This is a genomic window from Bacillus sp. RC51 (assembly GCF_044908115.1).
Taxonomy (GTDB): Bacteria; Bacillota; Bacilli; order Bacillales; family Bacillaceae_G; genus Bacillus_A; species Bacillus_A mycoides.
Map to the genome: position 1 here is coordinate 126,115 of NZ_JBIYCW010000001.1, position 11,606 is coordinate 137,720.

The window sequence follows — 11,606 nt, forward strand, 5'->3', positions numbered from 1 at the left end:
TTTTTTCACGAGGGGACAATTTCTGATAGAGGGGGGAAATTTTCGTGAGCGAGAAAGAACATCGTGTGTCAAGAAGACAGTTTTTAAATTACACACTTACAGGGGTAGGAGGCTTTATGGCGGCGGGTATTTTACTGCCGATGACGAGGTTTGCGCTTGATCCGGTGTTAAGAAAAGAAGCGGGAACAGATATGGTTGCTGTTGGGCAAGTAAAGGATATTACAACAGAGCCGAAGCGCTTCGATTTTAAGGTGAAGCAGGTTGACGGATGGTACAAGTCTGAAGAGCCAAAATCTGCTTGGGTGCATAAAGATGAAGGTGGAGAAATTGTTGCGTTTTCTCCAGTATGTAAACATTTAGGTTGCACAGTGAACTGGAATTCGGACAAAGCACATCCTAATCAATTCTTTTGCCCGTGTCACGGGGGACGTTACACAAAAGATGGGATGAACATTAAAGGCACACCGCCTCTTGCTCCGCTTGATGTGTACGAGTCTAAAGTGAAAGATGGAACGCTGTATTTAGGAAAAGCGAAGCCAAGAGGGGGTGCAAAGTAGATGCTAAATAAAATTTATGATTGGGTAGACGAACGTTTAGATATTACACCGATATGGCGTGATATCGCTGATCATGAAGTACCTGAGCATGTTAACCCGGCACATCACTTTTCTGCATTCGTCTATTGCTTTGGAGGACTTACCTTTTTCGTTACTGTAATTCAAATTTTGTCCGGAATGTTTTTGACGATGTATTATGTGCCGGATATTAAAAATGCTTGGGAGTCGGTTTATTATTTACAAAATGAAGTAGCTTACGGACAAATTGTTCGTGGTATGCATCACTGGGGCGCTAGTCTCGTAATTGTAATGATGTTTTTACATACACTCAGAGTTTTCTTCCAAGGTGCGTATAAAAAGCCTCGTGAGTTAAACTGGATTGTTGGTGTTCTTATTTTCTTTGTTATGTTAGGTCTTGGTTTTACCGGATATTTATTACCGTGGGATATGAAAGCGTTATTTGCTACGAAAGTAGGGATTCAAATTGCAGAGCAAACGCCGCTCATTGGTCCTTATATTAAAACATTACTCGCTGGTCATTCCGAAATCGTTGGCGCTCAAACATTAACTCGCTTCTTTGCTATTCACGTCTTCTTCTTACCAGCAGCACTTCTAGGTTTAATGGCCTTCCACTTCATCATGATTCGCAAACAAGGTATTTCCGGTCCGCTATAAGAGATTGCTAAATTAAAGGGGAAAGAACAAAAGGAGGGAGATTATGCATCGCGGCAAAGGGATGAAGTTTGTAGGAGATTCTCGGGTACCAGTAGCCCGGAAACCAAATATTCCGAAAGATTATTCTGAATATCCAGGGAAAACAGAAGCGTTTTGGCCGAATTTCTTGTTAAAAGAATGGATGGTTGGTGCAGTTTTTTTAGTCGGTTATTTATGTTTAACAGTGGCGCATCCGTCACCGCTTGAGAGAATGGCGGATCCTACAGATGCAGGATATATACCACTTCCAGATTGGTATTTCTTATTCTTGTATCAGTTATTAAAGTATTCGTATGCTTCAGGCTCATTTACTGTAATTGGTGCGTTTATTATGCCGGGGATTGCGTTTGGAGCGTTACTATTAGCTCCGTTTCTAGATCGAGGCCCAGAAAGAGCACCATTGAAGCGTCCTGTAGCAACGGGATTTATGCTTTTAGCAATTGCATCGATTATTTTTTTAACTTGGGAATCTGTAGCACACCACGATTGGGAAGCTGCAAAAAAACAAGGAGCAATTGTAAAAACAGCACCAGTTGATAAAAATGATGACGGCTACAAGTTGATGCAAAAAAATACTTGTTTAACATGTCATGGTGACAATTTACAGGGCGGAGCGGCAGCACCGGCTTTGCAAAACTTAACTTTAAAACCAGAAGAAATCGCTAAAATTGCGAAAGATGGAAAAGGTTCAATGCCTAAAGGTGTATTTAAAGGTACAGATGAGGAATTGAAAAAGCTTTCGGAATTCGTTGCAAAGTATAATAAAAAATAATAGAAAAGCTGACTACAAAATCTGTGGTCAGCTTTTTATTTTGCGTGCTCAGCTAAGCTGGGCACTGTTTGATGGTGAAAGGTTTAAATAGAATTCTACAAGGATTTAAAAATTATTATAGCCTATCTTCAATTGGACAGAAGTGGCTCGGTAAAATAGATTGGTACGTCTTAGAACGACTTAACCTTTTCTGGAATAAGAAAAGAAACATGGTCGTATCAAGGACTTGATGTAGAAAATAACATACACACTCGTGAAAGTAGGAAGCTAGAACAAACTGAAAGCTAAAGAAGGAAGAGCATCGGAAAGCTGTATGAGGGAAAACCTCACGTACGATTTGATGAGGGGAAGCTGAAACAGAAAAGGGATAGCAAAGCCATCCCTAAATAAAATTTAATCTGTTTCAGTTTTCTACTCTACGATGACGGAAAGTTTGCTATATAATAGAGTAGAGTTCGATGAAAGAATTACTTTGTTTGAAAGGTGTTGGACATACAGATTGGCTTACTTGTATGCAATGTTAAGGCAACGTTCGGTACTATTATTTTTATTGGTTGTTAACATATTAGGTACAATTTACGGATTCATATGGTATGGAAATCAATTAAAAGAAACCTCACCTATATTTTGGCCGTTTGTACCAGATAGCCCTATGGCGACTCTCTTTTTTGTCTTTGTTTTAATTGCTTTTTTGATGAAGAAGAACTGGGGGTTAATAGAAGCGCTAGCGATAGTTACTTTAATAAAATATGGTGTTTGGGCTGTTGTTGTAAATGCAATTATGATTTATGTAAAGGGCCCTATTGGCCTTATGGGATATATGTTAATGTTATCTCATTTTGCGATGGCAGTGCAGGGAATGTTATATGCTCCGTTTTATCGGATAAAAAAATGGCACTTCACTGTAGCTGGCATATGGACATTACATAATGATGCAATTGATTATTTATTTTGGCAAATGCCGAGATATGGGATTATGCATTTGTTTGTAGAGAAAATTGGTTATTTTACGTTTTGGTTAAGTATTGCTGTACTGTGTATTACATATTATTATTGCTTACGTGAGAACCGAAAACAGTTTTCTTTATGATGGTGAGGACATTTAGGGGGAGAAAATGAAGAAAAATAAGAGCGGTATAAACATATTGGATCGATTGATCACTTTAGTAGTTTCCTATAGCATAGCGTTTTCTGTTTTCGCTCTCGCGACAACGATAGTTGTATATGGAAAATGGTTGTATTATTTTGAAATTGATTTTTTAAATATTCCAGATTTAGCGGATATGACGAAAGATGAAATTAAGAGAAACTATGATGTGCTTATTACATATTTATCGCCGTTTTATGAAGGTGCATTACAATTGCCGACATTAGATATGTCCACAAATGGACGCATTCATTTTGTAGATGTTAAAAATATTTTAGTAAAGATTCAATATATAATGTATGGAACGATTGTAATTGCTGTATTAGGAGGAGCGTATTTATTAAAAAAGAAAAAAGAAAAGTTTTTACTTCACGGAGCGATTCTTACAATTATTTTTCCAATAGCTCTTACGTTACCAATTGCTATTAATTTTGAAAAGAGTTTCGTATTATTTCATAAGCTTTTATTTAGCAATGATTATTGGATGTTTGATATTGAAACAGATCCGGTTATTTTAATGTTACCGGAAGAATTCTTTATGCATGCTGCATGTATTATTTTATTATTGATTTTAGGTGGTAGCATGCTTTGTTACGGTGTGTATAAATATTTAGTGAAAAAGAAAAGGGTTTCAAAGAAAAAATTCTCTGTTTAAAGAGAATTTTTTTGTTTTCATAGAGATAATATATTTTTTGGTTTTGTTCTGTTCTATTCTTGTCCAATTCCACATATTTTGTACTAGTAGTTATAGGGGGGACCGGGATGAAGAGAACATTAATTGGACTGATAGCATTTCTAATTATAATGTTTCCAGTACGTATATATGCTGAAGAGTGGAGCGAACTAACTGGATTGCTAGATGACTCTTTGCAGTTAGTGAAGAAAAAAGAAGATGAAAAGGCAATACAAGTACTGTACCATTTCTCAGAGCAATTTCTATCAAAGGAGAATGAAAATAATTCAAAAGTAACTCCGGGACAAATTAGAGTCGTTTCTTTAGCATACGATAAGGCGAAACAATCTCTCGCGGAAGATTCAGATAGGCAAGTTAAAGTGGATAATATGTTAGCGTTACAACTTGCTGTTGATGCACAAGTATCTAAATATCAGCCACTTTGGATGGAAAGAGAAAGAAAGATAATGAATGCTTTTTCTCAAGTAGAAAAGGCGATGGAAAAAGACGATGATGGACAGTTCCAACAGACGCTAAATACATTTTTAAATGAATTTAATATTATTTATCCTAGTTTAATGATTGCTCTGCCAGAAAACGAAGCGCAGCGTGTAAATGCACATTTATCTTATTTGGATGAATTTCGTAACGTTATGTTAAAAACGAAAGGTGGACAAATGCAACTAGGGATTATTAAAGGTGATTTGCAAAAAATATTTCATACAGTAAAAAAAGATGAGATTGCTCCCTCTCTCATTTGGTTTATGACAATTACTGGAGGACTTATTTTGTTCACTTTAACGTATGTTGGATGGAGAAAGTATAAAGGGGAGAGAGAGAAGCGGAGAAGCAACTTGCATTCTAAAGATAGATAATACGCATAAATAAAGATACGGATTGTAAGGTTTATTTATTGACAACGGTGGAAGAAAAAAATAGAATGAGAAGTACTATAATTAAAACTTCAATGGAGGTTTATGATGTTTTATTTAATTTACTTCGCGATCATTTTGATCATACCGTTGTATGCACAGTCAAAAGTACGTAGTGCCTATAGCAAGTATTCACAAGTTTATTCAACATCAGGTATGACAGGAGCGGAAGTGGCTCGAAAAATTTTAGATGAAAATGGATTGTACAATGTAGCCGTAGAAGAAACGCCAGGTCATTTGTCAGATCATTATGACCCGCGTGTAAAGACGGTTAGATTATCGACAGATAACTATTATGGTCATTCAGTTGCTGGTACAGCTGTAGCAGCACATGAAGTAGGACACGCAATTCAAGATGCGAAAGATTATAACTTTATGCGTTTACGCCATTCGTTAGTGCCAGTTGCTAATTTTGGTTCAAACATGTCATGGGTTTTTGTCCTAATTGGTGTATTTGCACAAATGTCTGGTTTGTTGTTACTAGGAATTATTTTAATGGCAGCAGGTGTTATTTTCCAACTTGTTACATTACCAGTTGAGTTTGATGCATCAAAACGCGCAATGCAACAAATTGAAGCACTTGGTATCGTATCAACAGATGAGTACGGTCAAGCTCGTAAAGTATTAAATGCGGCAGCATTAACATATGTAGCAGCAGCTGCTGTAGCAGTATTTGAATTATTACGTCTCGTATTAATTTATACTGGTATGCAGCGTAGCGACGATTAAAGACTATCAATTTTGATAGTCTTTTTTTGTTTTGTGGATTGAATCTTATAATATGTTACAAATGGAAATAATAGAGAGAATATGGGGTATAGAACTAGTTAAAATAAAGATAAGTATGGAATGATGAAAGAAGGTGACGGACATAGAATATCCATATTATTTAGTTAAACAAGTGAAGGAGCGTAGTGCTACATACCAATTAGAAGGTTTTTTAAGTGGACAGGGCCCTAAAAACCCGAAATTAATGCTTGTTGGAGAAGCACCTGGTGAAACAGAAATTAATAATGGGATCCCATTTAGTGGGAGAGCGGGAAAACATTTAATGGAATTTTTAGAACGTATTCACGTTACAGCCCTTTCCGAACGAGAAAGCCCATTGCCTTTAGGCATGGGATGAAAGTGAGGTTGGATACGGAGTACCACTATAAATCGTAAGGTTCGTGGTACTTTAAGTATCCAAAGTATAGGTAGTTTCTTTGGGTCTGTTTGTTGTGATTTTTCGGAAATAAATGATACATTGTAACTATGATAAATGATTATAGAAGAACGTTTCAAAGTGTTGGTTGAAGAGATATGTAACGAACTTGATATTGTTAGTATCGCAATGGAATAGGATACCAACCACGTTCATTTGTTTTAAATACACTGTCAACACTTAGTCCTGCTGATACAATGGCAAAAATAAAAGAAGTGACATCAAAGCGTTTGAGAGAAGAATTCCCTCATCACATGCACTTGCAAAGTTTATAGACACGTTCCCATTTTGTTTCTACTGCTGGAAATGTATCAAATGAGACAATAAAACAGTATGTTGAGAATCAAAAAACAAAGGGGTGAAACGTATGTCACAGACCCTAACAGTGAAAGTGAAATTGCTTCCCACAAAAGAACAAATCCGTTTATTGGAACAAAGTAGCCACGAGTATATTAAAGTTATAAATACACTTATATTGGAAATGGTTGAAGCAAAGAAAAGCACGAAAAAAAGCACAAAGGATATTGAAGCTAATATTCCAAGTGCGGTGAAGAATCAAGCAATTAAAGACGCGAAAAGTTTGTTTGCTACAAAAGTAAAGAAAAGCAAGTGTAAAATCATTCCGATTTTAAAGAGGCCTGTTTGTGTATGGAACAATCAAAATTATTCATTTGACTCCACTCATATTTCAATCCCGTTTAAGGTAAAAGGAAAGTCAACTCGTTTAAAGGTCCGTGCTTTATTAATCGATAAAACAAATCGCAATTTGGACTTGTTAAAACATAAGTTAGGTACACTTCGTATCACAAAGAAATCGAATAAGTGGATGGCCCAAATATCTGTCACACTTCCTACAAATGAAAGAGCAGGGGCGAAAATTTTAGGAGTAGACCTAGGTCTCAAAGTCCCTGCGGTAGCAATCACAGACGATGACAAGGTTCGTTTCTTTGGGAATGGTAGGCAAAATAAATATAGGAAGCGTAAGTTTCGTAGTGTTCGTAAGAAGTTAGGAAAAGACAAAAAAGTGAATGCGATTCGGCGATTTGATGATAAAGAACAAAGATGGATGCAAGATAAAGATCACAAAATAAGTCGTGAAATCATTGATTTTGCGATTGCTAATCATATTTCTGTCATTCGTTTAGAGCAACTAACGAATATAAGACAGACGGCAAGAACAAGCCGTAAAAACGAAAAAAACTTACACGCTTGGTCATTCTATCGTTTGTCACGATTTATTGCGTATAAAGCAACATTAGTTGGTATTCAGGTTGAATATGTAAATCCGGCTTATACAAGTCAAAGCTGTCCGAAATGCGCTGAAAAGAATAAGGCACAAGACAGAAAGTACAAGTGTCCATGTGGGTTTGGGACACATCGTGATATCGTTGGGGCGATGAATATTCGCTACGCACCTGTGATTGATGGTAACAGTCAATCAGCCTAAGCACCTATATGGTCTGGTTTAGGAGGGGCAATGAGATGCCCTCATCTTGAAGGCTGTTTAAAACAGAAATGGACTGCGAACGTTTAGTCATTCAAGAATCCCACCCGTAAATCCGTAAGGATTCGGGCTTGCGACTTTAGTCGTGGGAGTCTCAAAAGGGAAGAAGTATATATTACGAGTGCGGTTCGGAGTAGGCCGTATAAGTGGAGAGAGAAAAGAGAGCGAAGCGGCGAAATAATACAAAAGAAGTACAATAGAACACCGAATCAAAGTGAGATACTTGTCCATGCGCCATTGTTAGATTATGAATTGGCACATATGGATTCACCAGTTATCGTGACGCTTGGTAATATTGCGTTAAAGCGTTTAGCCGGAAATAATAAAAAGATTACAGATGTTCACGGACAATTATTAAAGCAGCCGATCCAAAAGCTAAAGAATATACAACAGGCAGAGTTTATATGGACTGAAAAAGAATATAATATATTTCCTACTTTTCATCCGGCTTCAATTTTTTATAATCGCAGTTTATTGGAGTTGATTTATGAGGATTTAGAAAGGTTGAAAAATATTTTAGGCTAAGAAGTTTATTGTAAGAGTGAATATTAAGAATTGGGAAAAATGAATATTAATGTACAATTATGGTTCATAAAATGTCATAATAAAAAAGGATGATTATATCAGTATTTAAATTTTTTTATAATTAGGAGTATGAATTATGGGGTATTTAAATTGGAAAATAGAAAGATTAAATGTGGCAGATATTTATTTAGATGAAGAAAATCCACGGGTTTTCGTTGATGAGTTATCTCAAGAGAATATACTTGATTTCCTCATAGATAATTTTGATGTGGTTAATTTGGCGGCATCTATTCAATAGCAGGTAAAAAAGAAAATATATATGTATCAAATCAAGATGCAAAAAAATTTATAAAAGATGTAATTATAGAAAAATTAAGATCTGAGGAGACATTTATTTTCTTTGATCCACCGTATTATAAACAGGGAAAGAATTTATATACTAATTTCTTTAATCACGAAAATCATGTAGAACTTAGCGAACAGATTTTAAGATTATGTGATTATCATTGGATTACAACTTATGATTTTAATGAAGAAATTGCAAAAATGTACTCTGAAGTACCTACTAAGATGTATCAATTAATGTATTCTGCAAATAGAAAGAGAAAAGAATTTGAATATTTATTTCACAGTCATAAAACAATAGTAAATTCTTTTGATAAGGTACAGTTTACAGAGAGTGAAGAAGCTGAAGAAATTACACCAGATGTGGTTACGGCATAACTAAAAGGCTATCAAAAATGATAGCCTTTTAATTATGTAACGGTTTTTTATTTTCATCTAATGTAAATCCTTCACCAACAACATCGTGTACATCACTTACAGCGACAAAGGCATGTGGATCTACTGAAATAATGATATTTTTTAATTTTACGATTTCATTTTTAGCAACAACACAATATAGTACATTACGTTCTATTTTTGTATAGGATCCAACTGCTTTTAAAAAGGTTGCTCCGCGCTCCATTTCTGATAAAATTTTTGAAGCAATTTCATCGTTTTTATCAGAAATAATAGTTGCTCCTTTTGCTGCATAAGCACCTTCTTGCATGAAATCAATAACCTTAGCCCCGATAAAAACAGCAACTAACGTATACATGCCCTCGCGATATGATAAATATGTAAGAATAGAGATAATGATAACGACCGCATCAAACATAAACATCGTTTTTCCCATACTCCAGCCAACATATTTGTGAGCTAGCCTTGCGATAATATCAACACCGCCAGTAGTCCCGCCGTATTTGAATATAATTCCAAGTCCTATGCCGATAAATGCCCCAGCGAATAAAGCAGCCAGTGTCATATCCTTTTGCAAGTTTAAATGTAAGTTGAGAACCTCGTAGCGCTGAAACACCCAAAGGAATAAAGAGACGCTAAATGTACCGATTAATGTGTATAAAAATGTTGTTCGGCCGAGTAATTTCCAGCCAATGAAAAATAGAGGGACGTTTAAAATTAAGTTTGTATAGGAAGGATCAAGTGAAAATTTAAAATATAATAATAGCGTAATGCCGGTAAATCCACCCTCTGCAAGATGATTTTCAATATTGATATTCACAATACCGAAAGAAAAAATAGCGGAACCGATTAAAATAAAAATGATATTTCGAATCTTCAAATTTGATGTCATTTAGAAATCCCCCTAATTATGTAATGATTGCATTGCTCCTCTTAAACGATAGAACATAATAATAAGTTATTTCTAGTTGATAGTAAAAATAGAGAATGGTATAAGAGCTTAATTAGTTCAGCCTGATATTGTGCGGAAAAAATGCAAAAGAAAGTTTCACTTTATCCCGTCCCAACGACTGGTAGAGGGAAAAGCGAAGAAGAAAAGGTCGAACCAGCCGCAGGGACCCGATTGGTTCAGGCTGATTTTTTGCAAAAATCACGCAAAAGAAGTTTCACTTTATTATAGTCTATCCTAAAAAGAGTCGTAAATAGTGATATGAGGGAATAATATTTGTCAAATCGCGATGAATTGGCTAACATGAAAGAGGAAGGAATAAGAGGTGACTAGTATGGAAGCAAAAACGATGAAAGATATGCAGAAAGAAGTAGATGCATATATCGGTCAATTTAAAGAAGGTTATTTTAGTCCGCTTGCAATGATGGCTCGTTTAACTGAAGAAATGGGAGAGCTTGCAAGAGAGGTTAATCATTATTATGGTGAGAAACCAAAGAAAACGACTGAGAAAGAACGAAGTGTTGAGGAAGAGCTTGGAGATGTTTTATTTGTTATGATTTGTATGGCAAATAGTTTAAATATTGATTTAGAAACAGCGCATAACATTGTAATGAATAAATTTAATACACGTGATAAAGATCGTTGGACACGTATTGATGAGGGAGAGAAAGACGCATGAAAGAAATTAAAGTAATTATCGCTGGACCACGAGGACGCATGGGATATGAAGCAGTCCTTCTTATGGAAAGAACAGCGCATTTCAATTTAGTAGCAGCAATTGATTATAAGCATGGCGGAGAAAAAATTTCTGATTTACCGGGAATGCCAGCGCTAGATGCACCTATTTACGCGGATTTACATACTTGTTTAGATGAAGTAGAAGCAGATGTATTGTTAGATTTAACAACACCAGAAATTGGAAAGAAACATGTGACACTTGCAGTTGAACGTGGACTTCGATCAGTTATTGGTACAACTGGATTTACTGAAGAAGAACTAAAGCAATTAACAGAAAACGCAAAAGAAAAAGAAGTAGGAACAATTATCGCTCCAAATTTTGCGATTGGTGCAGTTCTTATGATGAAATTTTCACAAATGGCAGCGAAGTACTTCCAAGATGTTGAAGTAATTGAATTACACCATGATCAAAAATTAGACGCACCATCTGGTACAGCTGTAAAAACAGTAGAATTAATCCGTCAAAATCGTGTGCCAAAAGAGCAAGGGCATCCTAATGAAACGGAACAATTAGAAGGGGCACGTGGTGCAAATGTAGACGGTATTCACATTCATAGCGTACGTCTACCAGGGCTTATTGCACACCAAGAAGTAATGTTCGGCGGAGATGGACAAATGTTAACAGTTCGTCATGATTCATTCAACCGTGCATCATTTATGTCAGGTGTAAAACTATCAATTGAAACAGTAATGAACCTTGATCATCTTGTGTACGGTTTAGAAAATATTATCGACTAAAGGGGAGACAACGGATGAAAATTGCCTTAATCGCACATGACAAAAAGAAAGATGATATGGTTTCGTTCGCATACGCATATAAACCAATTTTTGAAAAACATGAACTTTTTGCAACAGGAACGACAGGACTTCGTATTATGGAGGCAACTGGTTTAGTTGTAACAAGATATCAATCCGGTCCTCTTGGTGGCGATCAAGAAATTGGTGCAATGATTGCAAAAAATGAGATGGATATGGTGATTTTTTTCCGGGATCCACTAACAGCCCAGCCGCATGAACCAGATGTTAATGCGTTACTTCGTTTATGTGATGTATACGCCATCCCATTAGCAACAAATATGGCAAGTGCTGAAATGCTAATGCATGCATTAGAGCGGGGAGATTTAGATTACCGAAAGTTAAGAAAATGAGG

General features: G+C 36.0%; 14 protein-coding genes and 3 pseudogenes. 16 read left to right on the plus strand and 1 reads right to left on the minus strand.

The features are described 5' to 3' along the window. Window positions 1-44 precede the first annotated feature (44 nt). The 13 genes and pseudogenes from qcrA to ABH959_RS00740 all read left to right on the plus strand — a co-directional run bounded on the left by qcrA (window position 45) and on the right by ABH959_RS00740 (window position 8,751). Window positions 45-557, plus strand: coding sequence for a menaquinol-cytochrome c reductase iron-sulfur subunit (gene qcrA / locus ABH959_RS00680; protein ID WP_404492161.1), 513 nt, complete (start codon window positions 45-47; stop codon window positions 555-557). Beyond that, window positions 558-1,232 (plus strand): menaquinol-cytochrome c reductase cytochrome b subunit, encoded by a 675-nt coding sequence (gene qcrB, locus ABH959_RS00685; RefSeq protein WP_000932700.1) that lies wholly within the window; start codon window positions 558-560, stop codon window positions 1,230-1,232. A 43-nt stretch (window positions 1,233-1,275) separates the two neighbouring features. Next, the gene (gene qcrC, locus ABH959_RS00690) at window positions 1,276-2,043 is read left to right on the plus strand and encodes a menaquinol-cytochrome c reductase cytochrome b/c subunit (RefSeq protein WP_002011836.1); all 768 of its coding nucleotides are present in this window, start codon (window positions 1,276-1,278) and stop codon (window positions 2,041-2,043) included. 499 nt (window positions 2,044-2,542) lie between these two features. Continuing rightward, the gene (gene lhaT, locus ABH959_RS00695; protein WP_002086612.1) at window positions 2,543-3,133 is read left to right on the plus strand and encodes a lipoprotein heptaprenylglyceryl N-acetyltransferase LhaT; all 591 of its coding nucleotides are present in this window, start codon (window positions 2,543-2,545) and stop codon (window positions 3,131-3,133) included. 25 nt (window positions 3,134-3,158) lie between these two features. Next, a complete protein-coding gene (gene lit / locus ABH959_RS00700; protein ID WP_113937057.1) occupies window positions 3,159-3,845 on the plus strand; it encodes a lipoprotein intramolecular transacylase Lit in 687 nt (228 codons plus the stop codon). A gap of 107 nt (window positions 3,846-3,952) precedes the next feature. Beyond that, entirely contained in the window at window positions 3,953-4,738 is a 786-nt protein-coding gene (ypjB, locus tag ABH959_RS00705; protein WP_002168786.1) for a sporulation protein YpjB, read from the plus strand. A 105-nt stretch (window positions 4,739-4,843) separates the two neighbouring features. Then, window positions 4,844-5,524, plus strand: coding sequence for a zinc metallopeptidase (locus ABH959_RS00710; protein ID WP_113937058.1), 681 nt, complete (start codon window positions 4,844-4,846; stop codon window positions 5,522-5,524). Window positions 5,525-5,657: 133 nt separating this feature from the next. After that, window positions 5,658-5,876: pseudogene (locus ABH959_RS00715) on the plus strand (uracil-DNA glycosylase family protein); the annotation flags it as partial. A gap of 186 nt (window positions 5,877-6,062) precedes the next feature. Beyond that, a pseudogene (tnpA, locus tag ABH959_RS00720) lies at window positions 6,063-6,361 on the plus strand (IS200/IS605 family transposase); the annotation flags it as partial. Between the two features lie 5 nt (window positions 6,362-6,366). Further along, window positions 6,367-7,446: an RNA-guided endonuclease TnpB family protein gene (locus ABH959_RS00725; protein WP_113937059.1), complete on the plus strand. Its 1,080-nt coding sequence runs from the start codon at window positions 6,367-6,369 to the stop codon at window positions 7,444-7,446. A gap of 156 nt (window positions 7,447-7,602) precedes the next feature. Then, window positions 7,603-8,028: pseudogene (locus ABH959_RS00730) on the plus strand (uracil-DNA glycosylase); the annotation flags it as partial. Window positions 8,029-8,164: 136 nt separating this feature from the next. After that, window positions 8,165-8,326 carry a hypothetical protein gene (locus ABH959_RS00735; RefSeq protein ID WP_181777918.1) on the plus strand — a complete coding sequence of 54 codons (162 nt, stop codon included), beginning with the start codon at window positions 8,165-8,167 and terminating at the stop codon, window positions 8,324-8,326. A 248-nt stretch (window positions 8,327-8,574) separates the two neighbouring features. Beyond that, complete coding sequence (locus ABH959_RS00740) at window positions 8,575-8,751, plus strand: hypothetical protein (RefSeq protein ID WP_181777919.1); 177 nt, start codon at window positions 8,575-8,577, stop codon at window positions 8,749-8,751. A 28-nt stretch (window positions 8,752-8,779) separates the two neighbouring features. On the opposite strand, the gene ABH959_RS00745 is transcribed toward ABH959_RS00740, so the two are convergent. After that, window positions 8,780-9,661 (minus strand): YitT family protein, encoded by an 882-nt coding sequence (locus ABH959_RS00745; RefSeq protein ID WP_113937060.1) that lies wholly within the window; start codon window positions 9,659-9,661, stop codon window positions 8,780-8,782. 391 nt (window positions 9,662-10,052) lie between these two features. On the opposite strand from ABH959_RS00745, the gene ABH959_RS00750 reads away from it, so the two are divergent. The 3 genes from ABH959_RS00750 to mgsA are packed head-to-tail and all read left to right on the plus strand — an operon-like array spanning window position 10,053 to window position 11,604. Continuing rightward, window positions 10,053-10,397, plus strand: coding sequence for a nucleotide pyrophosphohydrolase (locus ABH959_RS00750; RefSeq protein WP_002011846.1), 345 nt, complete (start codon window positions 10,053-10,055; stop codon window positions 10,395-10,397). Next, window positions 10,394-11,194 carry a dihydrodipicolinate reductase gene (dapB, locus tag ABH959_RS00755; protein WP_002126457.1) on the plus strand — a complete coding sequence of 267 codons (801 nt, stop codon included), beginning with the start codon at window positions 10,394-10,396 and terminating at the stop codon, window positions 11,192-11,194. Before ABH959_RS00750 ends, dapB begins: the two co-directional genes overlap by 4 nt. A 14-nt stretch (window positions 11,195-11,208) precedes the next feature. Beyond that, the gene (mgsA, locus tag ABH959_RS00760) at window positions 11,209-11,604 is read left to right on the plus strand and encodes a methylglyoxal synthase (protein ID WP_000684753.1); all 396 of its coding nucleotides are present in this window, start codon (window positions 11,209-11,211) and stop codon (window positions 11,602-11,604) included. The last annotated feature ends 2 nt before the right edge of the window (window positions 11,605-11,606 follow it).